The 26,159-nt window shown below is 64.2% G+C and carries 21 protein-coding genes and 1 pseudogene; 16 read left to right on the forward strand and 6 right to left on the reverse strand.

Annotation, left to right across the window (positions count from 1 at the left end; genetic code table 11):
- Positions 1–22 precede the first annotated feature (22 nt).
- From C2U47_RS03590 to C2U47_RS03605, 4 genes are all read left to right on the forward strand, one after another.
- A complete protein-coding gene (locus C2U47_RS03590) occupies positions 23–1,081 on the forward strand; it encodes a glycosyltransferase family 2 protein (protein WP_010673440.1) in 1,059 nt (352 codons plus the stop codon).
- Positions 1,078–1,449: a GtrA family protein gene (locus tag C2U47_RS03595; protein WP_010673439.1), complete on the forward strand. Its 372-nt coding sequence runs from the start codon at positions 1,078–1,080 to the stop codon at positions 1,447–1,449. The genes C2U47_RS03590 and C2U47_RS03595 overlap by 4 nt, the downstream gene beginning before the upstream one ends.
- Complete coding sequence (locus C2U47_RS03600) at positions 1,449–2,615, forward strand: membrane protein (protein WP_029313951.1); 1,167 nt, start codon at positions 1,449–1,451, stop codon at positions 2,613–2,615. The genes C2U47_RS03595 and C2U47_RS03600 overlap by 1 nt, the downstream gene beginning before the upstream one ends.
- A 206-nt stretch (positions 2,616–2,821) precedes the next feature.
- Positions 2,822–4,945, forward strand: coding sequence for an alpha-amylase (locus tag C2U47_RS03605; RefSeq protein ID WP_010673437.1), 2,124 nt, complete (start codon positions 2,822–2,824; stop codon positions 4,943–4,945).
- A 63-nt stretch (positions 4,946–5,008) separates the two neighbouring features.
- On the opposite strand, the gene C2U47_RS03610 is transcribed toward C2U47_RS03605, so the two are convergent.
- Entirely contained in the window at positions 5,009–5,635 is a 627-nt protein-coding gene (locus C2U47_RS03610; protein WP_010673436.1) for a glutathione S-transferase, read from the reverse strand.
- Positions 5,636–5,793: 158 nt separating this feature from the next.
- Between C2U47_RS03610 and C2U47_RS03615 the strand changes: the two genes are divergently transcribed.
- From C2U47_RS03615 to C2U47_RS03640, 5 genes and pseudogenes are all read left to right on the forward strand, one after another.
- Complete coding sequence (locus C2U47_RS03615; RefSeq protein WP_010673435.1) at positions 5,794–6,438, forward strand: response regulator transcription factor; 645 nt, start codon at positions 5,794–5,796, stop codon at positions 6,436–6,438.
- A gap of 118 nt (positions 6,439–6,556) precedes the next feature.
- Positions 6,557–6,660 (forward strand): annotated as a pseudogene (locus C2U47_RS23605) (LuxR C-terminal-related transcriptional regulator); the annotation flags it as partial.
- A 159-nt stretch (positions 6,661–6,819) separates the two neighbouring features.
- Positions 6,820–7,401 carry a TetR/AcrR family transcriptional regulator gene (locus tag C2U47_RS03630; protein ID WP_010673434.1) on the forward strand — a complete coding sequence of 194 codons (582 nt, stop codon included), beginning with the start codon at positions 6,820–6,822 and terminating at the stop codon, positions 7,399–7,401.
- A gap of 72 nt (positions 7,402–7,473) precedes the next feature.
- Positions 7,474–8,331 (forward strand): alpha/beta hydrolase, encoded by an 858-nt coding sequence (locus C2U47_RS03635; RefSeq protein ID WP_010673433.1) that lies wholly within the window; start codon positions 7,474–7,476, stop codon positions 8,329–8,331.
- A 117-nt stretch (positions 8,332–8,448) separates the two neighbouring features.
- Positions 8,449–9,609 carry a patatin-like phospholipase family protein gene (locus C2U47_RS03640; RefSeq protein ID WP_010673432.1) on the forward strand — a complete coding sequence of 387 codons (1,161 nt, stop codon included), beginning with the start codon at positions 8,449–8,451 and terminating at the stop codon, positions 9,607–9,609.
- A gap of 27 nt (positions 9,610–9,636) precedes the next feature.
- On the opposite strand, the gene C2U47_RS03645 is transcribed toward C2U47_RS03640, so the two are convergent.
- A complete protein-coding gene (locus tag C2U47_RS03645; RefSeq protein ID WP_010673431.1) occupies positions 9,637–11,589 on the reverse strand; it encodes a monovalent cation:proton antiporter family protein in 1,953 nt (650 codons plus the stop codon).
- Between the two features lie 193 nt (positions 11,590–11,782).
- Here C2U47_RS03645 and C2U47_RS03650 point away from each other — a divergent pair, with 193 nt between their 5' ends.
- The gene (locus C2U47_RS03650) at positions 11,783–12,709 is read left to right on the forward strand and encodes a GGDEF domain-containing protein (protein ID WP_039039444.1); all 927 of its coding nucleotides are present in this window, start codon (positions 11,783–11,785) and stop codon (positions 12,707–12,709) included.
- A gap of 42 nt (positions 12,710–12,751) precedes the next feature.
- Here the strand turns inward: C2U47_RS03650 and tilS are convergent, their stop codons facing one another.
- A complete protein-coding gene (gene tilS / locus C2U47_RS03655; protein ID WP_010673429.1) occupies positions 12,752–14,086 on the reverse strand; it encodes a tRNA lysidine(34) synthetase TilS in 1,335 nt (444 codons plus the stop codon).
- Between the two features lie 129 nt (positions 14,087–14,215).
- On the opposite strand from tilS, the gene C2U47_RS03660 reads away from it, so the two are divergent.
- From C2U47_RS03660 to C2U47_RS03675, 4 genes are all read left to right on the forward strand, one after another.
- The gene (locus C2U47_RS03660) at positions 14,216–16,246 is read left to right on the forward strand and encodes a M13 family metallopeptidase (protein ID WP_010673428.1); all 2,031 of its coding nucleotides are present in this window, start codon (positions 14,216–14,218) and stop codon (positions 16,244–16,246) included.
- Positions 16,247–16,358: 112 nt separating this feature from the next.
- Entirely contained in the window at positions 16,359–16,796 is a 438-nt protein-coding gene (locus C2U47_RS03665; protein ID WP_010673427.1) for a PliI family lysozyme inhibitor of I-type lysozyme, read from the forward strand.
- Between the two features lie 351 nt (positions 16,797–17,147).
- Positions 17,148–18,875: an ABC-F family ATP-binding cassette domain-containing protein gene (locus C2U47_RS03670; RefSeq protein ID WP_010673426.1), complete on the forward strand. Its 1,728-nt coding sequence runs from the start codon at positions 17,148–17,150 to the stop codon at positions 18,873–18,875.
- A 72-nt stretch (positions 18,876–18,947) separates the two neighbouring features.
- The gene (locus C2U47_RS03675; protein WP_010673425.1) at positions 18,948–19,484 is read left to right on the forward strand and encodes a GNAT family N-acetyltransferase; all 537 of its coding nucleotides are present in this window, start codon (positions 18,948–18,950) and stop codon (positions 19,482–19,484) included.
- 43 nt (positions 19,485–19,527) lie between these two features.
- On the opposite strand, the gene yjeH is transcribed toward C2U47_RS03675, so the two are convergent.
- Entirely contained in the window at positions 19,528–20,808 is a 1,281-nt protein-coding gene (yjeH, locus tag C2U47_RS03680; protein WP_029313946.1) for an L-methionine/branched-chain amino acid transporter, read from the reverse strand.
- 125 nt (positions 20,809–20,933) lie between these two features.
- Positions 20,934–22,226 carry an HAAAP family serine/threonine permease gene (locus C2U47_RS03685; protein WP_029313944.1) on the reverse strand — a complete coding sequence of 431 codons (1,293 nt, stop codon included), beginning with the start codon at positions 22,224–22,226 and terminating at the stop codon, positions 20,934–20,936.
- A gap of 496 nt (positions 22,227–22,722) precedes the next feature.
- Here C2U47_RS03685 and C2U47_RS03690 point away from each other — a divergent pair, with 496 nt between their 5' ends.
- Positions 22,723–23,628 carry a LysR family transcriptional regulator gene (locus tag C2U47_RS03690; protein ID WP_010673421.1) on the forward strand — a complete coding sequence of 302 codons (906 nt, stop codon included), beginning with the start codon at positions 22,723–22,725 and terminating at the stop codon, positions 23,626–23,628.
- Positions 23,629–23,734: 106 nt separating this feature from the next.
- The gene (locus C2U47_RS03695; protein WP_010673420.1) at positions 23,735–25,126 is read left to right on the forward strand and encodes an MATE family efflux transporter; all 1,392 of its coding nucleotides are present in this window, start codon (positions 23,735–23,737) and stop codon (positions 25,124–25,126) included.
- A gap of 80 nt (positions 25,127–25,206) precedes the next feature.
- Here C2U47_RS03695 and accA read toward each other — a convergent pair whose 3' ends face one another.
- Complete coding sequence (gene accA / locus C2U47_RS03700) at positions 25,207–26,157, reverse strand: acetyl-CoA carboxylase carboxyl transferase subunit alpha (RefSeq protein WP_010673419.1); 951 nt, start codon at positions 26,155–26,157, stop codon at positions 25,207–25,209.
- Positions 26,158–26,159: the final 2 nt, after the last annotated feature.

Raw genomic sequence — 26,159 nt, forward strand, 5'->3', positions numbered from 1 at the left:
TTCTTTCAATAAGGAAGTTCCCATGTCCCGTGCCGATTTTCGACTCTCTCTGGTCGTTCCCGTTTACAACGAGGAAGAGAGCATAGACGCCTTCATCAGCGCGATAGATACCGAACTGGCCCCGCTCAAAGACCAGCTTGAAATCGTGTTCGTCAACGATGGCAGCCGTGACCGCACCCGTGAGGTGGTCGAGCAGGCCATCGCCCGGGATCCCCGTGTGACCCTGGTCAACCTGGCCCGCAACTTCGGCAAGGAAGCGGCCATGACCGCCGGCCTGCACCAGGCCAAGGGCGACGCCATCGTCCCCATGGACGTGGACCTGCAGGATCCCCCCTCTCTCATTCTGGAGTTCGTCAAGCTGTGGCAGACCGGCGACTATGACACCGTCTACGGCATCCGGGTGGATCGCAGCGCCGATACCCCGATGAAACGCCTGACCGCCGGTGGCTTCTACCGCTTCTTCAACGCCCTCTCCACCAGCACCAAGCTGCCGGAGAACGCCGGTGACTTCCGCCTCATCGATCGCAAGGTGGTCGAGGCCATCAAGCAGTTGCCGGAGCGCAACCGCTTCATGAAGGGGCTGTTCGCCTGGGCCGGTTTTCGCGCCGTCGGCGTCCCCTACGAGCGCCCGGCCCGCCATGCCGGCGAAACCAAGTTCAACTACTGGAAGCTGTGGAACTTCGCCCTTGACGGCCTGATGAGCTTCTCCAGCTGGCCGCTGCGGGTGTGGAGCTACATCGGGGTCGGTGTCTCCTTCATCGCCTTCCTCTATATCCTCAAGATCATCACCCAGGTGCTCTTCTTCGGCATCGACGTGCCCGGTTACGCCTCCCTGATGTCGGTTATGCTGTTCCTCGGCGGCATCCAGCTGCTGTCGCTGGGCATCATCGGCGAGTACATCGGCCGCATGTTCGTCGAGGTGAAACAGCGCCCCGTCTACCTCATCGAAGGGGTCTACGGCCAGTACGCCAAGCAGGATGAAGAGCAGAAGCAGGAAGTGCCCACCACCAGCAAGAAGAGCGCTGGCAAGAAGGCCGCCGCGAAAGCCGCTGATGATCAGCAGGAGCAGGCGTCTCAATGATCTCCCGCGAGGAATTCTGGCGGCTGGTTCGCTTCGGTTTTGTCGGCGGGGGGGCCACCCTCGTCGATCTGGGTACCTCCATCGCCCTGTTTCATACCTGGCCGGCCATCTCCGAGCACCTGGTCACGACCCTGGCCTTTGCCGTGGCGTTCTGGTTCTCGTTCTTCGGCCATCGCTACATCACCTTTCAGAAACAAGGTGCCGCCAGCAAGTTCCTGCTGGTTGCCCTCTTCTCTCTGGCGGTGCGTAACCTCATCCTGAGCGGTTTGCTGTTTGCCGGTCTCTCCGGCCTGTTGCCGGTGGTGATCGCCACCCTGACCGTCACCGTGCTCACCTACGTTCTCTCCCGTATCTGGGTTTTTGCCTGATGAATGATATGACCAATACCGCCCCGTCAACCGGGGCTGCACTCCCCTATCGCCCGTCACTGCGCATCAGCGGCCGCGACTGGCTGATGATTGTCGCCGCCTTTGTGCTGAGCCGGGTGGCGCTCTATGGCATGGGCTATTTCGGCGTCCAGCTCTATGGCGCCACCGACATCGGGCCGCTGCAGGCCTACTGCCAGTTCGACTGCGTCTGGTTCCAGCGCATCATCGAGAATGGTTACGACCTCTATCCACGCTGGTTGAGCAAGGGCAATGCGGCGAACTGGGCCTTCATGCCACTCTATCCCATGCTGGCCGGCGGTCTCTCCAGCCTGTTTGACATGGAGAGCCTCATCGGCCTGATGCTGGTAGCCAACATCGCCTTCTTCATCAGCCTGCCCCTGATGCTGCTGGTGCTGCGCCAGCTCAAGCTGGGGGACGACACCGCCCGCTTCGGGGTCTGGCTGCTGGCCTTCTCCCCCTTCTCCGCCTATTTCGTCTCCGGCTATACCGAGCCCATGTTCATGGCCTTGATGCTGGGAATGTTCCTGTTCGCCTACCGCGAACAGTGGCTCATGGTCGCCTTCCTCGGCATCTTCATCTCCGCCACCCGCAACCTGGGGGTGATGATGGTGTTCCCGGTGCTGATCCTGGCCCTGCAGGCCTACGGCTGGCGCGAGTTCTTCCGCTTCACCGAGCGCGCCTTCAAGGTGGTGTTCACCCTCTGGCTCATTCCCCTCGGCCTCTTCTCCTACATGGTCTATCTCTATCACCTCACCGGGGATGCCCTGGCCTTCAAGCACATACAGGTGGCCTGGGGCCGCTATATGGACAGCCCCCTGGACTGGTGGCTGAGCGGCTTCGAGCTGGGGGGGCGCAAGGCCTATCTCTCCATCATGGTGATCTTCGGCTGGTGCCTGAATGGCTACCTGTTCAGCCAGAAACGCTGGGCCGAAGCGACCCTGATGTTCATCTGCTGCACCATCCCCCTGATGACCGGTCTCAACGCCATGCCCCGCTACATGTTCGGCCTCTATCCGACTCTGCTGGCCATCGTGCTGCTGGCCCATCGCTGGCCTGCCATCCGCCCTGCGGTGCTCTGCATCAGCGGCATGGTTGCCTCCTTCATCGCGGTGGCCTTCGTCAACTTCAAGTTCTTCACCGTGTGACGCCACCCCGAATGCCTACAAGCCGGTCAACTGACCGGCTTTTTCATGGCCGCGACACCCGGTTCACACTTTTCCATTCTTGAAAACGTAACCATTTGAACTGACGTCACAAATCGGTATTTTACCGGTCCAAGCCTGCCCCAGCGCGCCCTAGAATGAGTGCCTCAACGGACCCTGCTCCTCACACTCTGCTCAAGGAATGGCTTATGCGTCTCTCTTCGCGCCCCGCTCTTCGCCCATCACCCCTGTGGCTGGCCGTGCTCGCCACACCGCTGTTCATCGGTCAGGCGATGGCCGCCCCCGAGGTCTATCTCCATGTGGATGGCAAACCGGTGGCCGAGGCGCTGACGCTGGACAAGGGCACCGTCACCCTGACCCACAGACTGGACAAGGGGAGCCACCAGATCCGCATCAGCGATGCGGGCAACAGCTGCGGCACCAGCTTCGGGCCAACCGAGGCCAAGCCCCTTCCCTTCGGCACCGCCCAGCCCATGGACAAGTGCAACAAGGGGACAGACTTCCATCTGAGGGTGATGCTGGCGGGGGACTACGAGTTCACCTTCAACCCCGATACCCCCAGCCTCAAGGTGTTGCGGGCAACCAAAAAGAGCGAGTTCAAACGCCAGCCTCCGGAAGAGCCCTGCATCAGCTGGGATGGCGGCCCGGTCACGACATCACTCAAGGGAGTCTGGCCCGACGGCACCCGGTTGCGGGATGCCTACTCGGGACAGGAAGCCGTGGTCAAGGGCGGCAAGATCACCCTGACACCGAGCAAGGAGAGCGGCGGCCTGCTGCTGCTCGAGCCGGTCAAGGCCGCCAAGCCTGCTCCCTTTAGCTGGGATCAGGCGAGCGTCTATTTTCTGCTGACCGACCGCTTCCACAACGGCGATCCCGCCAATGATCACAGCTTCGGTCGTCAGAAGGATGGTCAGGACGAAGTGGCCACCTGGCATGGCGGTGACTTCAAGGGGCTGACCGAGAAGCTCGACTACATCAAGCAACTCGGCATCAACGCCATCTGGATCACCCCCATGGTGGAACAGGTCCACGGCTTCATCGGCGGTGGCGAACAGGGGAACTTCCCCTTCTACGCCTACCACGGCTACTGGGCGCTCGACTTCACCAAGATAGATCCCAACTACGGCGACGAAGAGAGCCTGAAAACCCTGGTGGACGAGGCCCACAAGCGCGGCATGCGGATCATCCTCGACGTGGTGATGAACCACGCAGGCTACGCCACCCTCGCCGACTTGCAGGATCTGGGGCTCACCGATCTCACCCAGAACACCGGCAAACTGCCGAGTCGCTGGAACGAATGGCGCCCGAGCGGCGGCCTCAACTGGCATGGCTACAACCAGTTCATCGACTACCAGTCATCCCACTGGGACAAGTGGTGGGGCCCTGACTGGGTGCGGGCCGGCCTGCCCGGCTACCCGCAACCCGGCACCGACGACGTCACCGGCTCGGTGGCGGGACTGCCGGACTTCCTGACCGAATCCACCAGATCGGTGGGGCTGCCACCGCTGCTCGCTGCCAAAAAAGACACCAGGGCCAAGGCCCTGCCCAACGCCACCGTGAGCGATTACCTCATTGCCTGGCACACCGACTGGGTGCGCCGCTTCGGCATCGACGGCTTCCGTGCCGACACCGTCAAGCACCTGGAGCCCGCGGTCTGGGCCAGGCTCAAGCAGGCGGGCACCGACGCGCTCAAGGAGTGGAAGGCCGCCAACCCGGGCAAGGCCCTCGATGACCTTCCCTTCTACATGGTGGGCGAGGTGTGGGATCACGGGGTCGCCAAGGACTTCTGGTACCAGCACGGCTTCGATTCCCTGATCAACTTCGACTACCAGCGTGAATTCGCCCTGCCCCAGGCCCAGTGCATGGCGGGGGCAGAGCCCACCTATGCGAGCTATGCCAGCCGCATCAACCAGGATCCCGAGTTCAACGTGCTGAGCTACATCAGCTCCCACGACACCAAGCTCTTCTTCGGCGACTACCAGGACGTGGCGCTGCAACGGCGGGTGGCCAACAGCTTCATGCTGCTGCCGGGGGGCATCCAGATCTACTATGGCGACGAGTCCGGCCGGGGGCTTGCCAAGGATGGCGGCGTGTTCGATCAGAGCGTGCGCTCGGACATGAACTGGCAGGAGCTGGCGAGTGGCGAGAAGGCGGAGCTGGTCAAGCACTGGCAACGGCTCGGCCAGTTCCGTGCCGCCCACCCTGCCATCGCGGCGGGCAGCCACAAGAAGATTTCCGATGCCCCCTACGGCTTCGTGCGGGAGAAAGGAGAAGACAAAGTGGTCGTGGTCTTCGCAGGTCGGCAGAAATAGCGACCTGGCCTGAATAAAAAGGGGAGCCGATGGCTCCCCTTTTTTGTCTTGCCGACGCCCGCATCAATCAGACTGGCGGGCCGCCTTTGGCCACTGCAACCTCGCCCTGAGCAGGGTTTCCTGCCACAGGGGCCAGGCCAGCAAGGCCTGCTGATAGGCGCCAGCCTGACCGGGCAGCGAAATGCCATAGCTTGCCAGTCGATAGGCCATCACCGCATAGAAGGCATCCAGAATGCTCGCCTCGTCGAAATAGAAGGGCCCCCGCGCCTGGGACCAGAGGGTCTGCAACCGGGCCAGCTCGTCAATGACCTCCACCGGCGGTTCACTCTGGGTGGGCGCCCCCAGGAAGAAGGGCAGCAGGGTGCGGATCTGGCGAAAACCGGCGTGCAGCTCGGCGCACAGGCTGCGGGCCAGGGCCCGTTCGGCCTTGTCCACCGGATAAAGGTGACGCTCCGGGCAGCACTCGTGGAGATATTCGGCGATGGCCAGAGAGTCGTGAATACGCAGCTCACCGTCGTCGAGCCAGGGCACCAGGCCGGCGGGGGCCGTGCGCTTGAGCCGTTGCAGCTCCTTGGCATCTTCCAGATCGAAGACCTGCTCCTGCCACTTGAGCCCGCTCATGGCCAGCACCAGCGCCGTTCTCATTGCCCAGGTGGAGCCCGTGCCCACCGTCAAAACCAGGGATCCCATCGATTGCCTCCTGCATGGGTTGTTTACTGGCCATCCCGCCGGCCCCGTGGCACGACATCCGATGACCACCTCACATTTGCGTACTGGCGGGTTTGACCCACTTGGGTAGCAGTGCTAGTTTGATTTTTCAAAACAATCAGTTAGCAACAATGTGAGCTATGGACAGCCAATTTACCATCGTCATCGCAGATGACCACCCCCTGTTTCGGGGCGCCCTCTATCAAGCGGTGCACATGGCCATCGACGACGCCAGATTGCTGGAGGCTGACTCCATCGACAGCCTGAGCCACCTGCTCGATGAACATCCCGACGTCGACCTGCTGCTGCTGGATCTCAAGATGCCGGGGGCCAACGGCTTCGAGGGGTTGGCCTATCTGCGCGGACATCACCCGGATCTCCCCATCGTCGTGGTCTCGGCCTCCGAGGATCCCGCCATCATCCAGCAGGTGCTGCGCCTGGGCGCGCTCGGCTTCATTCCCAAGTCCGTCCCCATGAAAGAGCTGGTCAGCGCCCTCAATACGGTGATCGGGGGGGACAACTGGGTGCCCGAGGGGATCTCCCTCCATCCCGAGCCCAGCGAAGGGCCCGATTTCGCCACCAAGCTGGCCAGCCTCACCCCCCAGCAATACAAGGTGCTCATCATGTTGCGGGATGGCAGCCTCAACAAACAGATCGCATGGGAGCTCAACGTCTCCGAGGCGACCATCAAGGCCCATATCACCGCGATTTTCCGCAAACTAGGGGTCAAGAACCGCACCCAGGCAGTCATCGCCCTCCAGCAGATGGATATCAAGGACAGTTGAGCCCCTTGCCATCATCAGAGCCCATATCACTCCGCCTTCCGCAAACTTGGGGTCAAAAACCCCACCCAGGCGGTCATCGCCCTCCAGCAGATGGATATCAAGGACAGTTGAGCCCCTTGCCACCATCAGAGCCCATATCACTCCGCCTTCCGCAAACTCGGGGTCAAGAACCGCACCCAGGCGGTCATCGCCCTGCAGCAAATGGGCATCAAGGACGACTGAGCTCGTCCCCGGCTGGCTCGTAACAAGCCAGCCACACCCGCCTCCCAGAAGACTCTCTTGCCCCCCGCGGCAGCCGGAAACGGCCTCCCTGCACCATTTGCGGCTCGACAATTAGCACGGTCGTACTTTATGCTGCCAGCCCAGAGAGAGGAGAGCCGGATGAGCAAGGGACGTCTGACCCGCGACACCATTTTGCAGACTGCATTCGAGCAGGCGAGCCAGCAGGGGCTGGAGAGCCTCACCATAGGCTCCCTCGCAACGGCCTGCGAGATGTCAAAAAGCGGTCTGTTCGCCCACTTCCAGTCCCGTGACAACCTGCAGATCGCCGTGCTCACCCATTCCGCCGAGGTATTTCGGGAGCGGGTGATCCAGCCGGTGCGCCAACAGGGGTACGCCACCCAGCAGGAGAAACTGCTCGCCCTGTTGCAGGCCTGGCTGGCCTGGAACCAGAGTTTTGCCGGCCGCTGCATGTTCCTCGATGCCTGGACCTCCGCCCAGGAGGGTGAGGTCCAGCAGGCGGCACGCGAGCTGGTCCGTTTCTGGCTCGACTACTTGGCACGCCAGGTAGTGCAGGGGCAGGCCAGAGGGGAGTGGCGCAGCGATCTCGATCCCTGGCGCGCCGTCTATCGCCTCTATGGCCTCTATCTCGGGGATCAGGTGTTCCATGCCCTGGCGCTCAGCGAGGATCCGGCCCGCCACTTCTGGCCCGAGGTGGAACAATTGCTGACCAGCTGGCGCTGACCCGACGGGCTCTTCCTTTTAAAAACTCGCAAAAAAGCACGACCGTTCGCACACAAAAGACACAGGATGACCATGAGCAGCAAGATCTACTTCAACACACGCCGCTTCAGCCCGAGCAAGTTGCTGCTGGGCCTCGGCACCCGCCTGCATCACGTGTTGGCGCCCACCCACGCCAAGCGCACCGCCAGCAAGCTGCTGCTCACCCCGCAGCGGGCGACCCGGGGCGTCGCAGCCCCGACTGGCCTGGTCGAGCAGGCCATCCACACCAGTGAAGGGACCCTGATGAGCTACCGGCTCGGGCAGGGGCCGGTCTGGCTGCTGATGCACGGCTGGTCAGGCAGTGCCAGCCAGTTCTATCCGCTGATGAGCCACATCGCCGCCCAGGGCTATACGGCGCTCGCCTACGATCACCCCGCCCACGGCCGGAGCGAAGGGAACAGGGGTCACCTGCCCCGCTTCGTGCGCGCTTTCGACGAGATCCTCGAGCGGGTCGGCCCCGTCCAGGGCGTCATCACCCACAGCATGGGGGGTGCTGTCACCCTCAGCAGCCGTCACCCGGCAATCGATGCGCTGCCGCTGCTGCTCATCTCCCCGGTACTCGACTACGTGCCCCAGCTCTACGGCATGGTGGCGCGCTCCGGCTACTCCATCCGGCTGTTCGATGCGGTGGTCAAGGAGATAGAACACGAATACCAGCACCCGCTCAGCACGGTTGACCCCCTTGGCCGGCTCGCCCGGCGCAGCGGCGCCGCCCTCATCGTTCACGATGAGGAAGACCGCTTCGCCCCCCACCGGGACTCCCTGCGCGCGGCCCAGGATGGCCGCACCCGGCTGGTGAGCACCCGGGGGCTCGGCCATGGCCGTATTCTGGCAAGCCCTCCAGCCTTCGCCGCCTTCGATCAACTGAGCCAGACGCCCTTGGCAAACTGAAAATGAAACGGGCCGCAAAAATTGAGCGTGCGGCCCATTTTTATCCGGTATACAACGTCTTATAGTTGAATTGCGCGGTGGCAACCCGCCCTGGCGATCACGATAAGGCACACCCTCATGGCCAGACCCAATACTGCTCTTCTGCTGACTGGTGGTGGTGCCCGCGCCGCCTATCAGGTCGGCGCACTCAAGGCGGTGGCCGAACTCTACCCCCGCAACATCGGCATCCCCTTCCCCATTTTGTGCGGCACCTCGGCGGGGGCTCTCAACATCACGGCGCTGGCGTGCTACGCCTCCTGTTTCCATCTGGGGGTGCGCAAGCTGGAGTGGGTCTGGCGACGATTCGAGACCCACCACATCTTCGACTTCCACCCTTGCCAACTGCTGTGGCGCACCCTCTATCAGGGCTCGGCCGGCCTCATCACCCCCCAGAGCAACCGAGCCTTTCACCTGTTTGACAACGCCCCCCTGCGCCGTCTGCTGGATCAGCTCATCGACTATCACCGCATCGATGACAACATCCTCTACGGCAGCCTGGAGGCCATCGCCATCACGGCCTCCGACTACGATGACGGCCTCTCCACCACCTTCTTCCAGGGGCGGGCCGAACATCAGCCCTGGGAGCGCGCCAGACGACGTGGCCTGCGTACCCTGCTCACCTCGGATCATCTGCTGGCCTCGTCGGCGCTGCCCTTTGTCTTTCCCGCCACCCCCATCGGCGATCGCGTCTACGGGGATGGCTCCATCCATCAGCTGAGCCCGCTCAGCCCCGCCATCCACCTGGGGGCGGAGCGGATCCTGCTGGTGACCCTGGACTCCCCTCACAGGGAGAACCCGACTCCCCGCCAGGGGCACCTGACCAGCTCCAACATCGCGAGCCATCTGCTCAACACCGTCTTCTCCGACACCCTCAATTCGGATCTGGAGCGGCTCGGGCGCATCAACCAGACCCTTTCCCTTATTCCGGCACGGGAGCGCAGTCGACTGAAACTGCGCCAGGTGGAGACCTGCGTGATCCGCCCCAGCCAGGATCTCGACCTCATCGCCCTCGAATACCTCCCACGGTTGCCGACCCAGCTGCGCCGTCTGCTGCGAGTGCTCGGGGTCAACGGCGAAGAGAGCAGCAGCCTGGCCAGCTTCCTGATGTTTGACCCCGGCTATTGCCAGCGGCTCATCAAGCTGGGATACCAGGACGCGCTGGATCACCGCCAGCGCATCGAGGCCTTCCTCGACCTGCCGGGCAGCGGGAGGCAACAGCAGTTTCGCGAAGAGGCCTGAGGGGCCTTATCCCATGGCAAGGAGATCCTAGCGTCCCTCCAGCAGGCGCTGCTCGGCCTGTTCCATGGCCACGGCCGTGCCGAAAAGCACCAGGGTATCTCCCGCCGCCAGCACCAGCTCGCGCCTGGGATCCAGGCTGCGCTCCCCGCGATGAATCGCCTTGATGCGCACCTCTCCCAGGGCGAGATCCCGTACCCTGTGTCCCACCGCCCAGGCCTGGTCGTGCAGCAGCACGGGATGCAGCCGCTCGAGCTGTTGATCCGTCTCCAAATTGCCCGCACTCTTGCCGCCCCAGTAGAAACCGTGCAGAAAGCGATACTGGCTGCTGCGCTCGTGCTCCATGCGCCGGATCACCCGGCCGATGGGAATGTCGCAGTTGAGCAGCAGGTGGGAGACCAGCATCAGGGCTCCCTCCTGGGATTCGGGGATCACCTCGAAGGCGCCGGCCTGCTTGTAGTGTTCAAGGAAACTGTCATCCCGGGTACGCACCAGCACCTTGATCTCCCCCGCCAGCTCCCGGATCAGCGTCAGCATGGCATCGACCCGCTTTTGATCGTCGAAGGTGATGATCACCAGCCGCGCCCGCAACAGACCGGCCGCCAGCAGGATGTCGCGCCGGCTGGCATCGCCGAACGCCACCTGCTCCCCCGCGAGCTTCGCCTCGCTCACACGCTCGGGATCGAGATCCAGGGCCAGGAAGGGGATCTCTTCGAGCTTGAGAAAGCGGGCACAGGTTTGGCCGGTGCGTCCGAACCCGGCGATGATGACGTGCTGGTGTTTGCTCAGGCCCGACTGGGCCACCTCGGCGCGAGAGAGCAGGGCACTGTCGGTGAGGGAGTGGGCAAGCCCCAGCGCCCGCAACACCAGCCAGGGGGTGAGGGCGATGGAGATGACACCGATGCCGATGAGCAGAGAGACCAGCTGGTGATCCAGCAAGCCGTGATGACTCGCCAGCGCCAGCAGCACAAAACCGAACTCCCCGACCTGGCTCAACATGATGCCAGCGGCCATGGCGTCGCGCTTGCGCTCCCCCATCAGACGGCCCGCCAGCAATATGAGCAGCGACTTGCACAGGATGAGCCCCGTCACACAGGCCAGCACCTGCCACCAGGCGTCCGCCACCAGCGCCCAGTCCATGGTCATGCCGATGGTAATGAAGAAGAGCCCCATCAACACGTCGCGAAACGGCTTGATGTCCACTTCGAGCTGATGACGATAGTGGGACTCCCCCAGCATCATGCCCGCCAGGAAGGCACCGAGCGCCATGGAGAGCCCCATCCACTGGGTCAGGGAGGCCGCCAGCAATGCCACCAGCAGGGCACTCAGTACGAAGAGTTCGTCTGAACGTGCGCGCGCCACCTCGAAAAACAGCATGGGCAGCAGCCACTTCCCCACCGCCAGCAGCACGGAGAGCGCAAACAACCCCTTGAGGGAGGCCCAGGCGACCTCCGCCAGCAGGGCGCTACCCTGCACCTCGGGCTGGGCCAGGATGGGGATCATCACCAGCAGGGGCACCACGGCCAGATCCTGGAACAGCAGCACGCTCACCCCGAGCTGGGCTCGCCGGGTATGGAGCTGCTTGAGCTCGCCGAGCTGCTTGATCACCACGGCGGTGGAGGAGAGCGCCAGGGTGCCTGACACCACCAGCGCCTGGGCCAGGCTCAGCCCCCACCACCAGCCGAGCCCGAAAAACAGCAGTGAGGTGAGCAGCACCTGCAGGCTGCCGACCCCCAGCACCAGCTTGCGCATGGCGAGCAGACGCGGCAGGGAGAACTCGAGCCCGAGGGAGAACATCAGGAACACGATGCCAAGCTCCCCTATGGTCTGCATCATGGCCTGACCCGTGACGATGGCCACGCCGTGGGGGCCGAGCAGCATGCCGGCAAACAGATAGGCAAGGATCACCGGCTGGCCGAGGCGCCGGAAAATGGCCACCAGCACAACGGCGAAGATCAGCAGGATCAACACATCGGCGTACACCCATCCCTCTCCTTCATCTGCCCGGCGCCCTCTTCCCTGACACAGCAAGCACAGCGCCCGCTCCCCATATGGCACGCCACTCGCTCAGCGGCAGGAATTTCCCCTCCCGTTTCATCCCGTTAAGCCTAGCCAGCCCCCTTGTTTTTCATCGGACATATTTTAGGCACAGGGCTTGCAGGAGCCTGTGCAATGAATGGAGAGGTGTAAGGGCTGTAACGTGGAAAACACATCGTCATTGAACGGCTTCGGACATGGCATAGAGCAGTGGGTACAGCAGATGGAGCGGCTTGCGCCCTTGACCGGGCAGGACCGCTATCAGCAGATAGAGCAGTTGCTGGGGCAACGGGATCTTGACGCCCTGCTGGCAATCTTTGCCGAGCGGGTGGCAAACATTGTCCGGATCCACTCGCTCCAGTTCGACTGTGGCCAGCCCCATCCCCTCATCTCGCACCCGCCCCAGGCCAGGCTGACCCTGCATGCCTATCGCTTCGAGCTACGGGGACGACACGAGCAGTTGCTCGGCCAGTTGCACTACGAGCTGGAGCACCCTCTGAGCGACGGCCAGAGGCGGTTGCTTGAGCAATATCATCAGCTGTTCAGTCTCCCCCTGCCCCTCTATCTGCGGCTGGATCGGCTGGAACAGCAGGTGCGGCTCGACCACCTGACCGGGCTTGGCAATCGCGCCTACTTCGACGAGGCCATCGGCCGGGCGGTGGAGCAACACAGCCGGGAACCCCACGGCCTGGTGCTGGTGCTGCTGGATCTCGACAGATTCAAACAGGTCAATGACACCTGGGGCCACCCGGTGGGCGACCTGGTGCTAAGCCGCTTCGCCCAGTTGCTGCAGGGGTGCATTCGCGGGACGGATCAGGCGTTTCGCCTCGGCGGGGACGAGTTTGCCCTGCTGCTGCAACCCGCGGACCCCGAGGCCTGGCGCCCGGTCTGGCTGCGGTTGCAACATGTGCTCCACAGCCACAAGGAGCTCAGCGCCTTCTCGGTGGGGTGCAGCCTGGGAGCCGCCAGCTGGCAGTCGGGCATGGATGTGCAGCGCCTCTACGAGACGGCCGATACTCATCTTTACGCCCGCAAGAAAGCCGGGGGCTCCGGCCTGCCCGAATAGGGCATCACCCTTCCCCTCCCGGCCCCCTGTCACTCTGCGATGTCAATCTGCATCCGGGGTGACGGGGGGCCGCCACTCCCACGCCACCCCCTCTTCTGGCGCCAGAAATCCGTCGCAGACAAAGAGCCCGGCCACCAGTGCCACCTGTTCACCGTAGTAGAGGATGGGAATGCGCCCCCGCTGCCAGGAGGGCACCCCGTACTCTTGCAGCAGCTTCTTGAGCCGCCGGCTGCCCACCCGCCCCACCGGTTTCAGCATGACGCCGGGGGCGACCTGAAAACGCACCGAGAGCGGCTCGTCCCCCCTCGGTGTCCGCAACCCTTCGCCATCCGTTCTCCAGAGCCTGAACTGCCCGAGCCCGTCCGGCAGGGTGAGCGTCTCTTCCATCCGGATGGGCAGCACCTCCTCGCGGGGGGCGAGATCCGGCGCCACCAGGTACAGGCGCCCCTGATAGCGGCGGCACGCCAACCCTTGCAGGCTCAGCCTGGGGTTGGCGTCATCGCGCGCCAGCGCCACCTCCTGCCACAGCAGGCCCAGCAGCTCGCGGGAGGGCATCTCTCCCCCCTGGCGGCGGATCCAGTGGCGCAGCAGGTTGTTGCGCCGCACGGGGGAGAGGGAGAGGAGTCCGTCAATGCGCAGCCCTTCTCCCTCACCCACCGCCTGCCAGTCCGCCTCGGCCAGCTCGCTGATGAGCGCCTCCTGCTCGGCGCACAGGGCCATGGTGCGCGCCGTCGTCCGGGCCATGGCGGGCCAGCGGTCCTTGAGCAGGGGGATGATCTGCTGGCGCAGGAAGTTGCGGTCATAGCTCGGGTCCTCGTTGCTCTCATCCTCAACCCAGCCATAAGGAAGTGACTGCGCGGCTTCCGCCAGCTCGGCCCGGCTCATGTCGAGCAAGGGGCGCAACAGATGGCCTGCGGCAAAAGGCTGGCTCGCCACCATGCCCGCCAGTCCGCGCAGACCGGCACCCCGCTTGAGCGCCAGCAGCAGGGTCTCCAGCTGATCATCCTGATGGTGAGCGGTGAGCAGCCACTCCCCTTCCCCCAGGTGGGCGGCGAGTCGCTCATAACGCGCCGCCCGCGCCTGGGCCTCCAGGCTCTCCCCGTTGCCCCGACAGAGCTGCACCCGCTCCACGATGAGGGGCACCGCCAGTTGCTGGCACACCCCTTCGCAGTGAGTCACCCAGTCGTCGGCATGTGGGCTCAGGCCGTGATGAACGTGCAGGGCGTTCAGGGCGAGGCCGTGGGCGCGGGCAAAACGGGCCGCCAGCACCAGCAAGACGGTGGAGTCGAGCCCGCCGCTGAAAGCCACCAGCAGACCGCAGGAACCTTCCGGCGCGGGCAGGGTCTGACAAAAACGAGAATAAATACGAGAAATCATAGGCTTCCCCAATACGACCAGGCCGATCTTAGCAGAGTCGGGCTTATCAAGCGCTAACCCGGCTGCTAGAGTGAATCGCTCCCTGCGTGGGCAAGGAAGCCATATAACCCGAATTGGAATAAAACCATAATGAACAACAAGAAACACATCCTGGCCACCCTCGTCGGGCTGGCCCTGCTGGCCGGTTGCAGTCAGGCACCGAACCAACCGGACAAACACTCCGGCCTTGCGCTGGCCAACATGGACACCAGCGTCAAGCCTGGTGACGACTTCTTCCGCTACGTGAACGGCCACTGGCTCGCCACGGCCAAGATCCCCGATGACAGGCCCGCCGACGGTGCCTTCTACCTGCTGCGGGACAAATCCCTGGCGGACGTGCGGGTGCTGGTGGAGGGGCTGGATGGCAAGGCCGCCGCCGGCACCCCTGCCCAGCAGATCCACGACCTCTACCAGAGCTATCTGGATCAGGCCGCCCGCAACGCCAAGGGCACCACGCCCCTGCTGCCGATGCTGAGCGAGATAGAGCAGATCAGCACGCCGCAGGATCTCGCCCGCACCTTCGCCCAGAGCGCCCGCACCGGTGGCGGCTCCCCCTTCGGTTTCTGGATAGACGCCGACGCCAAGGCTCCTGACAGCTATGCCGTCTACCTCTACCAGGCCGGCCTCGGCCTGCCGGATCGGGACTACTACCTCAAGCGCGACCCCAACAGCCAGGCACTGCTGCACAAGTACGAGCAGCACATCGCCGCCATGCTGGCCCGCTTCGGTGAGACGGATGCCCAGGCCAAGGCGAAACGCATCCTGGCCCTCGAGACCAGGCTCGCCCAGATCCAGTGGGACAACGTGGCCCTGCGGGACAGAGAGAAGAACTACAACAAGGGACCGGTGAGCGAGCTGGGGCGCCTCGCCCCCGCCATTGACTGGGACGCCTACCTGGCCCAGGCCGGCCTTGCGGGGCAACAGAGCCTGGTCATCGGCCAGCCCACCTACCTCTCGGCCCTGAACGAGGTGATGCAGCAGACCCCGGTCGCTGACTGGCAGGCCTACCTCAAGTGGCAGCTCATCACCGATTACGCCCCCTACCTCGACAGCCAGACCGATGCCCAGAATTTTGCCTTCTTCGGCACCGCTCTTAGCGGCACGCCCAAGCAGCGCGCCCCCTGGGAGCGGGCCCTCGGGGTGCTGGACAACAACCTGGGGGAGGCGGTGGGCAAGCTCTATGTCGAGCGCTACTTCCCGCCAGCGGCCAAGGCCCGTATGGAGCAGCTGGTGGAGAACCTGCGCACCGCCTACGGCCAGAGCATCCAAGAGCTGGACTGGATGTCCCCGGCCACCAAGACCCAGGCTCTCGAGAAGCTCGCCAAGTTCAGACCCAAGATCGGCTACCCGGACAAGTGGAAGGACTACAGCGCCATCACCATTCGCCCCGACGATCTGGTGGGCAACCTGCAGCGGGCCCGCGCCTTCGAATACGCCGACAGCCTGGCGCGCCTCGGCAAGCCGGTCGATCGGGACGAGTGGCACATGTCGCCCCAGACGGTGAACGCCTACTACAACCCGAGCAACAACGAGATCGTCTTCCCGGCCGCCATTTTGCAGCCCCCCTTCTTCGACATGACGGCGGACGATGCGGTCAACTACGGCGCCATCGGCGGGGTGATCGGCCACGAGATGGGCCACGGTTTTGATGATCAGGGGGCCAAATCCGACGGTGACGGCGTGATGCGCGACTGGTGGACGCCGGCGGATCTCAAGGAGTTTCGCTTTCGCACCAGCCGGCTGGTGGCCCAGTACAACCGCTTCGAGCCCATCAAGGGGCAGTACGTCAACGGCCAGTTCACCCTGGGGGAGAACATCGGCGATCTCGGCGGCCTCACCATCGCCCACAAGGCCTACCTGCTCTCCCTGGATGGCAAGGAGGCCCCGGTGCTGGACGGTTTTACCGGCGAGCAGCGCTTCTTCCTCGGCTGGGCCCAAGTGTGGAAGGGCATGTATCGCCCCGAGCTGATGCAGATGCTGCTCGCCTCGGATCCCCACTCGCCGCCGGAATACCGGGTCAACGGCGTGGTACCGAACATCCCCGCCTTCTACGAGGCGTTCAAGATCCAGCCCGGCGACAAGCTCTATCTGGACCCGGCCAAACGGGTCAAGATATGGTGATGACAACCCGGGCAGGGGGCGGCCGACCAGCGGCCCCCTGCCCGCTTCCGACGTGGCAGGGAAGCGTCCCCTGCCCGTCACAGACACACAAGCAGCAACAAGGGTCCTCTTCATGAAAGCCTTATTCCTTACTCTCGGCCTGCTCACCCTGCCCCTCGCCAGCCAGGCGGCGGACGGCTTCTTCAAACAGCTGACACTCCCCTCCGGCCAGGTGGTGACCGTCAGCGAAGGGCGCGGCGAGCCCGCCTCCACCGGCAGCTACGACGTGCGCCTCTACTCCGGTGCCAACCCGCAGTTTCCGCTGGATCAGTTCATCGACGGCAAGGTGCTGCCGCGCGATGGCAGCATCAAGGAGATCAAGTTGCTGGATCTCAACGGCGACAAGCAGCCTGAAGTCATCGTCGTGGTGGAGAGCGCCGGCAGCGGCAGCTACCTGAGCGCCGACGCCCTCACCATCAATCCCCAGGAGGGGCTGGAGAGCTTCAACCACGTGGAGGGACTGGCCCCCAGTGACGATGTGATTGAGGCCCTCAAGACCCCCCGCGACTGACAACCCTCACGCCCCGAATCACGGGGCGTTTTTTACCCCGCGCCTCCCGATGCGGTGCCCACGGCCCCCCACAGGGCGGATGGACGACTGTTTTTTTCTGTGCCTATAATCGCCGCACCCTGCCATAACGAAACACAAGGAGGTAAAAAATGGTTATCCAAGCGTGTCCGATGTTCTCGGCTCGCCTGTTCGGCACATTCAAGTGCTCTTGCCTGCATACCATCGCGCTGCGATAGCGGGTTCGAGCAAAGCCGACTCCCTTCCATACCGAGACCTTTCTCGACTCTGCCGTTGTCGCCAGCGCTCCTGATGACAGGGATTTCCCATCCCGCGATTTAAGAGAGCAAGAGCATGACAACCCTGATGAGTACCCATTCCCTGCAGATGAGTGCGGGGCACCTTCCCTTATTTGATCACCTCGAACTCGGCATTCGCGCAGGCGACCGACTCGGCCTGATTGGCGCCAACGGCTGCGGCAAGAGCACATTGCTCGCGCTGCTGGCGGGCGAGCGCACGCCCCAGGCCGGCCGGATCGTGCAGGCCGCCGCCTGCCGCTGCGAGTTCGTGGCCCAGCAACTGCCAGCCGAGCTTTCCACCCTCAGCACCCGCGCCGTGCTGCTGGATGCCCTGGGCAACGATCCCGCCGCCGAATGGCAGGTGGACAAGCTGCTGGCCGAACTGCAGCTGGAGGCCCAGGCCACGTTGCCGGTCAGTGCACTGAGCGGTGGCCAGCACAGCCGGCTGCAGATAGGCCGCGCCCTGCTGCGCCAACCCAACCTGCTGCTGCTCGATGAGCCCAGCAACCACCTGGACTTGCCCGCCTTGCTCTGGCTCGAGCAGTTTCTGCTGGGCTGGCGCGGCGCCTTCGTGCTGGTCTCCCACGACGGTCGCCTGCTGGACAGCGTCACGGATCAGACCCTGATCCTGCGAGACGGCCAGTTGCACCGCTTCGCCCTGCCCTGCAGCCAGGCCAGGGCGGCGCTGGCTGCCGAGGATGAGCAGGCCCGCCTGCGCCGGGCGGACGAGCAAAAGGAGATAGACCGCCTGAGCGCCAGCAGCAAGCGCCTCGCCATCTGGGGGCGGGAGCATGACAACGAGAAGCTGGTGCGCCAGGCCAAGTCCATGGAAAAACGCATCGCCCGCCTGCAGGAGGAGCAGAGCCAGGTGGCGGCGCTGGCCCCCTGGCGGCTCGAGCTGCGCGGAGTGAGCCTGCCCGCCGACACCCTGCTGCGGCTGGAGGCCCTCGACGTATCGCCGGCACCGGCACTGCCGCCGCTGCTGCGTGCCGAGGGGCTCTGGCTGCGGGCGGGAGACAGGGTCGCCCTGCTCGGTGCCAACGGCACCGGCAAGTCCTCCCTGCTGCGCCAGTGCTGGCGCGAACTGGCCGCGCAGAGCCTGCAGGCGGGCTGGTACTGCCACCCCGGCGCGAGCATCGCCTATTACGATCAGTCCCTGCAGCAGCTGGCTGACGACGCCACCCTGAGCGACGCGCTGTACCCCCTGGCCCCTCTGCCTGAGGTGACGCGGCGACAGGCGCTGATCCGGGCGGGCTTCCCCTATGTCCGCCACGGCCAGCAGGTGCACACCCTGAGCGGGGGCGAGCGGGCACGGTTGCTGTTCCTCGCCCTGTCCCTCGGCAGCCACCACATGATCTGGCTCGACGAACCCACCAATCACCTGGATCTGGCGGGCAAGGAGGAGCTGGCCGACGCCATTGCCGCCTTCCCGGGGGGTGTGCTGCTGGTCTCCCACGACCGGGAGCTGATCGAGCGCAGTTGCAACCGCTTCTGGCTGATAAAGGACGGGCGCATCCAGGAGGCCCACTGTGCCGAACGGGCCTATGCCGAGCTGCTGGGCGATGCCCCCTTGCTGCAGGCGGGCAGCCCGGCTCAATCAGGTGACCCGCAGACTGCGGCCGCCACGGGGGATGACGAAGAGGCGCTGCTGGCGCGCTGGTATGAGCTCGATGCCCTGCTCGCCGCCGATTTGGCCCGCAAGCCCAGGCACCAGACCCCGCGCCTGCAGCAGCAATGGCGTGACGAGCTGGCGCGCCTGGCCGAGCGGCTCGGGTTTGCCTGACGCCAGCCCGGATCATCCATCTCTTGTTACGCAACACACGCGGCCAGCCACGGCTGGCCGCAAGGAGTCATCATGACATCAGCACCACCCCACATCAGGCTGGATCCCGTCACCGACACCGATCTGCCCCATATCTTCCGCGGCCTCTCCGATCCCCGGATCGTCGCCTACTACGGCGTCAGCTACGACAGCCTGGCGGCATGCCGGGCACAGATGAATTGGTATGCCGAGCTGACCCGCACCGGCCGTGGCGCCTGGCATCTCATTCGCGACCGACTCTCGGGCGAGCCGCAGGGGGCCATCGGCTACAACGATGCCGACCCGACTCACCGGTGTGCCGAGCTGGGCTACTGGCTCTATCCCGAACACTGGGGCAAGGGGGTGATGAGCGCGGCGCTGCAACTCTGGCTCCCGCTCACTTACCGCACCACCGACCTGCACCGGCTGCTGGCAGTGGTGGAGGAGCCCAACCGCCCCTCCGCCTGCCTGCTGGAGCGGGCCGGTTTTCACTACGAGGGCACGGCGCGGGAGTGCGAGCGCAAGGGGGATGGCTTCATCTCCCTGCGCCACTACGCCATCTTGCGCAGCGACCTGCCCGCCAGCCTGTGACCCGCAACAACAAGCCCCGCGCTGCGGGGCTTTTTTTCGGGAGTTACTTGATGGCACAGACACCCTCATCGGACGCCGAGCGGCGGCGTCTGCGCCGCCACAGGGAGAAGCCGCCATACCCCAGGCTCAGCACAAGGGCATAGAGCACCTGGGTGGCGAGGGCCAGCAGCACCAGGGTGCAGAGCAGCACGCTGAGGCCCGCCAACCCCTTGCCGGTCCCCGACAGCAAGCGCCAGCCCGCCGCCATGCAGAGCAGATAGACCAGCACGAAGTTGCCGTTGGCGTAGCGGATCAGCGCATCAAGGGGCAGACGCAGCCAGAGGATCAGGGTGATGGAGACGAAACAGATGGCGAGCACCCAGGCAAGGGCATGCAGGGGAGCGCCCCGGGCCGAGAGGCGAGAGAGGGAGACCGGCAGTTTACCCTCCCGCGCCATGCTCCAGATAAGGCGCGCAAAACCTTGCAGGTAGATGTTGATGCTGGCGAAGCAGGAGAGATAGCCCAGCACCGCCACCAGCCACTTGGCGGTGGGGCCGAACAGCAGGGAGAGCAGGGCCGGAATGGCGATGGCATTGGTCGCCTCGTCCCCGTAGAGGTCATATTTGAGCACCACCAGCGAGTGCACCCAGTAGATGAGCCCCGCCAGCAGCACGCCCCCCAACAGGGCAAGGGGGTAGTCCCGCTCTGGCCGCTTGAACTCCTCCCCCATGTGAGCGAAGGCCTCGAGCCCCACGAAGCACCAGAACATCACCGCCAGCGCCGATCCCATGGCGGGCCACTCGCTCGCCGTTGGCAGAGGCTGGGCGGCATCGCGCCAGCTGAGATCCCCCTTGAACCAGATGAGCAGGGTGAGCCCCAGGATAGCCAGGGCAATGAGCAGTTGCAGATTGCCGGAGGAGCGCGCCCCCCGCAGCCCCAGCAGAAAGACCCCGAGCAGGGTGAGCAGCTGGATGCCCCAGAGGGTCCACTCCCCCATGTCGAACAGGGCGTGCCAGAAACCGGCGGCGATGGTGAGGGCGGCAGGCAGGCCCACCGGCAGCACCGCCAGAAACAGGAAAGCAGAGAAGCGCTCGGCGCCGTTGCCAAAGGCGAGGCCAATCAGATGGGGGGCGCCACCCGCGTGGGGATATCGCCGCCCAAGGCGGGCGAAGGTAAAGGCGATGGGCAGCACCAGAGCAATCAGCAGCAACCAGGCCCACAGCGACGCCCCTCCCGCCAGCGAGGCGGCGGTGGCTGGTACCACGAAGATCCCGGTACCGAGCAGGGAGGTGGCGAGCAGCCCCATCCCCTGCCAGAGCCCGAGATCCTTTTTCAACCCAGACATATCCTGTTGTCCCGTCTAGAAAAACATCCCGCCATGTTAGGCCGCCACCACCGCTTTGTTAAGCATTTGTGCCCATAAAAAAACCGCCCCGGGGGGCGGCTTTCTCACAGGGATGAACGCTGTCATCAGGCAATCAGCTTGTAGATGATGCCGGACATGGCGATGAGGCCGATGAGGGTGACGAAGCCGTTGCTGAGGTTGCCGGCATATTTGCGCATGGCCGGTACCTTGGCGATGGCGTACATCGGCATCAGGAAGAGCAGCATGGCGATGATGGGGCCGCCCAGATCTTCAATCATGCCGAGGATGCTCGGGTTGATGGTGGCCACGGCCCAGGTGGTCAGGATCATGAAGACCGCGGTCACCTTGTTCAGCTGCTTGACGTCGACGTTCTTGCCCTTCTCGCGCAGGGACTTGGCCATCAGGCCGTTCATGCCCTCTTGCGCACCCAGGTAGTGACCCAGGAAGGACTTGCTGATGGCAACCATGGCGATGAGCGGTGCCACGGTGGCGATCACCGGGTTGTCGAAGTGGTTGGCCAGGTAGGAGAGGATGGAGATGTTCTGCTCCTTGGCCGCCGCCAGGTCAGCCGGGGAGAGGCTCAGCACGCAGCTGAACACGAAGAACATTACCGTCATCACCATCATGACGTGGGCGCCCAGCAGGATGTTGCTGCACTTCTTCTCGGCGTTGGCGCCGTAGCGGCCTTTGTTGTCCACCGCGAAGGAGGAGATGATCGGGGAGTGGTTGAAGGAGAACACCATCACCGGGATGGCCAGCCACAGGGTCTTGATGAAGTCGCCATTGAAGGCCTCACCCAGCGCAGGGGCTTCGGTGATGATGGCACCGTTCCAGTGCGGGATCAGGTAGAGCGCCAGGCCCATCAGGGTGACCACGAACGGGAAGACCAGCACGCTCATCGCCTTGACGATGACCTGGCCGCCCAGGCGAACGATCGCCATCAGACCCAGGATCAGCACCAGGGAGAGGATGGCACGAGGAGGTGCCGTAATGCCCAGCTGGTGCACCATCAGGCTCTCGACGGTGTTGGTGATGGCCACGGAGTACATCAGCAGGATGGGGTAGATGGCGAAGAAGTAGAGCAGGGTGATGAACTTGCCTGCGGTCTTGCCGAAGTGCTCTTCTACCACCTCGGTGATGTCGCCGTCACGGGTGGAGCCGGACAGCACGAAGCGGGTCAGGCCACGGTGGGCGAAGAAGGTCAGCGGCAGGGCCAGGATCAGCATGGCGACCAGCGGCCACAGGCCACCGACACCGGCATTGATCGGCAGGAAGAGGACACCGGCGCCGATGGCGGTACCGTACAGACCCAGCATCCAGACCACGTCGGCCTTGTTGATGCCACGGGAGGAGGCTTTGCTCAAGCTGCCTTCAACTGCAATGTTCATGTCAGACATAGGGGTGTTCCTGTCATCAAGGAAAGTGGGATCTTAACTTGTCAGTGGGCCTGGGCCCGGTTCCTTTCCCTGGAACTCCAGCTATTCGTCCTGTTTGTTCCTCCGCCCCGGCCATCCGGCCGCCACTCCCTGTGGCAACCTGATTGCAACAAACACGGGCGGGGAGTCGTAATACAGAGGGGATCGTGCTCGCTCGTTAACAACGGGATAACGCTCACCTCATCCGATGAGATGACTCTAGTTAAAAGGCCCTATTAATCACAGCGTTTTTTTGAATTAATCAACCAAAGTTTGATTGGAATCGCCTTTCCGTCGCTTCAGATCACACTTGAATCGCCATATTGCGATTTTTTTTTAACATATAAACTTTTTGGTGTGATCCACCTCACCCTTGAAGCGCGCAACAATTTCGTCACAACCCCCTCGTTGCCCCCCGATTGTCTCCCGTCGCCCCATGGCGTACCCTTTGTGTCCGCCCCTTTTCTGCGTACCGACCATGACCCTCTCCCGCACCGATCTCGCCGAGCTGGCCGTGTTTGCCGCCGTCGCCCGTCACCGCAGTTTCAGCAAGGCTGCCCTCGAGCTCGGGGTCTCCGCCTCGGCCCTGAGTCATGCCCTCAAAGGGCTGGAGAGTCGCCTGGCCGTCAGACTGCTCAATCGCAGCACCCGGGCCGTGGTGCCGACCGAGGCGGGCGAACGGCTGCTGGCCCAGGTGCTGCCAACCCTGGGGCAACTGGAGGCGGCGCTGGCGGAGCTGACGCGCCACGCGGGCGAACCCGTGGGCAGGCTCAGGCTCTGTGCCCCCCGAGCCGCCATCCAGGAGGTGCTGGCCCCGGTGCTCATCGACTATCTGGTACGCTACCCGCGCATGCAGGTGGAGGTGGAGGAGCTGGAGCTGATGCCCCGCCTCATCGAGGATGGCTACGACGCCGCCCTCTTCTATGGCGACCTGCTGCCCCAGGAGATGATCTCGGTTCCCCTGGGCCCGCAGCAGCGCTATCTGGTGGTGGGCTCCCCCGACTATCTGGCACGGCGTGGCACCCCTCGCCACCCCTCGGATCTGCGCCAGCACGACTGCATCGGTTATCGGCTCACTCCCCATCACCACTATCGCTGGGCCTTTGCCGCCAAGGGGGAACTGCTGGAGATCGAAGTGACGGGCCCGCTCACCACCAGCACGCCCGCGCTCTACCTGGGGGCGGCCGAGGCGGGGCTCGGGCTCGCCTACTGCCATGAAGGGGAGGTGTTCGACGCCCTGGCATCGGGGCGGCTGGTAAGCGTGCTGGATGACTGGAGCCCCAGCTTTGCCGGGTTCAACCTCTTCTATCCGGGCCGGCACCAGCTGGGGCAAGGGCTGCGAGCCCTGATCGACATGCTGAAGGAGTATCACAGGATCCGTTGATTGATGAGCTGTATTCAGCAATTCATCAAATGAAAGCCTGATTATCAATTAATCCATAAGAAACTAGACTGTCTGCTCGATTCCGGCCCTTTTCCCGAGTACAGATATGTCCGCCTACTTCCGCCTGCGTCAACGGGCCATGGCCCGCCGTTTCTGGGGCTATGCCCTCCCCTCCGTCATGGCCATGCTGGTCTCCGGCGCCTACTACCTGGTAGACGGCATCTTCGTCGGCCACTACGTGGGGGCCGCCGGCCTTGCCGGCATCAACCTGGTCTATCCGGTCATCATGGTGCTCATCGGCCTCGCCGCCATGATCGCCATGGGGGCCGCCACCGCCATCTCCTTCCAGCAGGGCGCCAGGAACCTCGCTCTGGCCCGCCAGGCTCTGGTCAGCGCCCTCTGGCTGCTGCTGATCCTGGGCACGGTAGCGCCGCTGCTGCTGCACCACTGGCACACCGATATCCTGCAGGCCCTGGGAATGGCCCCCGGCACCGACACCTGGCAGCAGGCCAGCGACTACCTCACCTGGATTGGCGGTGGCACCCTGCTGCTCGCCAGCAACCTGGCGGTGCCCTACCTGCTTCGCAACGACGGCCGCCCTCGCCTCGCCATGGTACTGGTGAGCGGCGGCGCCCTCCTCAACATCCTGCTCAACTACATCATGGTGGGCCGGCTCGGGCTCGGCCTCACCGGCACGGCCCAGGCCACCCTCCTCTCGGAGGCCATGGTCAGCCTGCTCGGCCTGGGGTACTTCTTCACCCGCCACGCCCGGTTGCGGCTGACCTGGCGCCAGCTGGTGCCCCGCTTCCCGGCCATGCCCGGCCTGCTCTTCACCGGGCTGCCGAGCCTCATCGCCCAGTTCAATCTGGGGCTGCTGTTGCTGCTGCACAACAGCCAGCTGATGGTGCACGGCACGGTCAAGGATCTGGCGGGCTTTACCGTGGCGGGATACACGGAGGCGGTCTTCATCGTCATCCTGCAGGGACTGGCGTTTGGCATCCAGCCCCTGGTGAGCCAGGCAGCGGGGGCCGGGCGCCATCGCGACCTCCAGTTCCTGATGGCGATGGGGCTCAAGATCACCCTGGTCTATGGCCTGGGGGTCTGGCTGATTGTCCAGCTGCTGCCGCAGCCGGTCGCCATGCTCTACACCGGGGATCAGGACGCAGAGCTGCTCGCCGCCGCCATCAGCAGCCTGACCCTCAACCTCGCTGCCCTGCCCCTGGAGGGGATCGTCATGTTCGGCATCGTGCTGTTGCAGGCCATGGCCCGCACCCGCCAGGCCCTCGTCATCTCCGTGGCCAAGACGGTGCTGCTGCTGCCCCTCATCTTCCTGCTGCCCCTCTGGTGGGGGCGCGACGGGGTCTTGATGGCCCAGCCCGCCACCGTGCTGCTGCTGACGCCCCCCCTGTGCTGGCTGCTGTGGCGGGAGTGGCGGGCCCTGAGCCCTGCCGGAGGGCGTGCTTCCATCCCCATGCAACGGGCGCTGACCGCCCCCTGAGGCCCGCCCCGGCGTCCCCCCACAAACGTCGCCCATAAAAAAGTCCCCGCATGCGGGGACTTTTTATTGGAAGCGGCAGATCAGCAGTAGCCGTAACCCAGCAGACGCTGGTAGCGCTGCTCCAGCAGTTGCTCGCTGTCGAGGGGGCGCAGGGCATCCAGATCCTGCTTGATGCGCGCTTTCAGGTGCTTGGCCATCTTCTCCACGTCGCGGTGGGCACCGCCGAGGGGCTCCTCGACGATGTTGTCGATGAGCTTCAGCTCCTTCAGGCGCTGGGCGGTGATGCCCATGGCATCCGCCGCCACCGAGGCCTTCTCGGCGCTCTTCCACAGGATGGAGGCGCACCCTTCCGGGGAGATGACGGAGTAGGTGGAGTATTGCAGCATGTTGACCCGATCGCCCACGCCGATGGCGAGAGCGCCGCCGGAACCGCCTTCACCGATCACGGTGCAGACCACCGGCACGGTCAGGCCGGCCATGACTTTCAGGTTGCGGGCGATGGCTTCGGACTGGCCACGCTCCTCGGCACCCACACCGGGGTAGGCACCCGGGGTGTCGATGAAGGTGATGATCGGCATCTTGAAGCGCTCGGCCATCTCCATCAGGCGCAGGGCCTTGCGGTACCCTTCCGGGCGCGGCATGCCGAAGTTGCGCTTGATCTTCTCCTTGGTCTCGCGCCCCTTCTGGTGACCGATGATCATCACGGGCTCGCCGTCGAGACGGGCGATGCCGCCGACAATGGCCTTGTCATCGGCATAGGCGCGATCCCCGGCCAGTTCGTCGAAATCGGTGAAGATCTGCTCGATGTAGTCGAGGGTGTAGGGGCGCTGGGGATGACGTGCCATCTGGGATACCTGCCAGGCACCCAGATCGCCGAAGATCTTCTTGGTCAGCTCTTCGTTTTTCTTCTCCAGCCGGCGAATGTCTTCGCTGAGATCCACGGCACTGTTGTGCTCGCTCACATGGCGCAGTTCATCGATCTGTGCCTGCAACTCGGCGATCGGCTGTTCAAAATCCAGAAAAAGACTCATAG

Origin of the sequence: Aeromonas sp. ASNIH7, from assembly GCF_002903485.1 — a bacterium.
Lineage (GTDB): Bacteria > Pseudomonadota > Gammaproteobacteria > Enterobacterales > Aeromonadaceae > Aeromonas > Aeromonas caviae.

Excerpts from the sequence above, each read along its gene's own strand:
- yjeH (WP_029313946.1), bottom strand. The coding sequence starts at position 20,808 with ATGTCTGGGTTGAAAAAGGATCTCGGGCTCTGGCAGGGGATGGGGCTG.
- C2U47_RS03630 (WP_010673434.1), top strand. The coding sequence starts at position 6,820 with ATGAGCAAGGGACGTCTGACCCGCGACACCATTTTGCAGACTGCATTC.
- C2U47_RS03640 (WP_010673432.1), top strand. The coding sequence starts at position 8,449 with ATGGCCAGACCCAATACTGCTCTTCTGCTGACTGGTGGTGGTGCCCGC.
- C2U47_RS03605 (WP_010673437.1), top strand. The coding sequence starts at position 2,822 with ATGCGTCTCTCTTCGCGCCCCGCTCTTCGCCCATCACCCCTGTGGCTG.
- C2U47_RS03660 (WP_010673428.1), top strand. The coding sequence starts at position 14,216 with ATGAACAACAAGAAACACATCCTGGCCACCCTCGTCGGGCTGGCCCTG.
- C2U47_RS03615 (WP_010673435.1), top strand. The coding sequence starts at position 5,794 with ATGGACAGCCAATTTACCATCGTCATCGCAGATGACCACCCCCTGTTT.
- C2U47_RS03675 (WP_010673425.1), top strand. The coding sequence starts at position 18,948 with ATGACATCAGCACCACCCCACATCAGGCTGGATCCCGTCACCGACACC.
- C2U47_RS03685 (WP_029313944.1), bottom strand. The coding sequence starts at position 22,226 with ATGTCTGACATGAACATTGCAGTTGAAGGCAGCTTGAGCAAAGCCTCC.
- accA (WP_010673419.1), bottom strand. The coding sequence starts at position 26,157 with ATGAGTCTTTTTCTGGATTTTGAACAGCCGATCGCCGAGTTGCAGGCA.
- C2U47_RS03690 (WP_010673421.1), top strand. The coding sequence starts at position 22,723 with ATGACCCTCTCCCGCACCGATCTCGCCGAGCTGGCCGTGTTTGCCGCC.
- tilS (WP_010673429.1), bottom strand. The coding sequence starts at position 14,086 with ATGATTTCTCGTATTTATTCTCGTTTTTGTCAGACCCTGCCCGCGCCG.
- C2U47_RS03635 (WP_010673433.1), top strand. The coding sequence starts at position 7,474 with ATGAGCAGCAAGATCTACTTCAACACACGCCGCTTCAGCCCGAGCAAG.
- C2U47_RS03600 (WP_029313951.1), top strand. The coding sequence starts at position 1,449 with ATGAATGATATGACCAATACCGCCCCGTCAACCGGGGCTGCACTCCCC.
- C2U47_RS03590 (WP_010673440.1), top strand. The coding sequence starts at position 23 with ATGTCCCGTGCCGATTTTCGACTCTCTCTGGTCGTTCCCGTTTACAAC.
- C2U47_RS03670 (WP_010673426.1), top strand. The coding sequence starts at position 17,148 with ATGACAACCCTGATGAGTACCCATTCCCTGCAGATGAGTGCGGGGCAC.
- C2U47_RS03665 (WP_010673427.1), top strand. The coding sequence starts at position 16,359 with ATGAAAGCCTTATTCCTTACTCTCGGCCTGCTCACCCTGCCCCTCGCC.
- C2U47_RS03610 (WP_010673436.1), bottom strand. The coding sequence starts at position 5,635 with ATGGGATCCCTGGTTTTGACGGTGGGCACGGGCTCCACCTGGGCAATG.
- C2U47_RS03595 (WP_010673439.1), top strand. The coding sequence starts at position 1,078 with ATGATCTCCCGCGAGGAATTCTGGCGGCTGGTTCGCTTCGGTTTTGTC.
- C2U47_RS03650 (WP_039039444.1), top strand. The coding sequence starts at position 11,783 with ATGGAGAGGTGTAAGGGCTGTAACGTGGAAAACACATCGTCATTGAAC.
- C2U47_RS03695 (WP_010673420.1), top strand. The coding sequence starts at position 23,735 with ATGTCCGCCTACTTCCGCCTGCGTCAACGGGCCATGGCCCGCCGTTTC.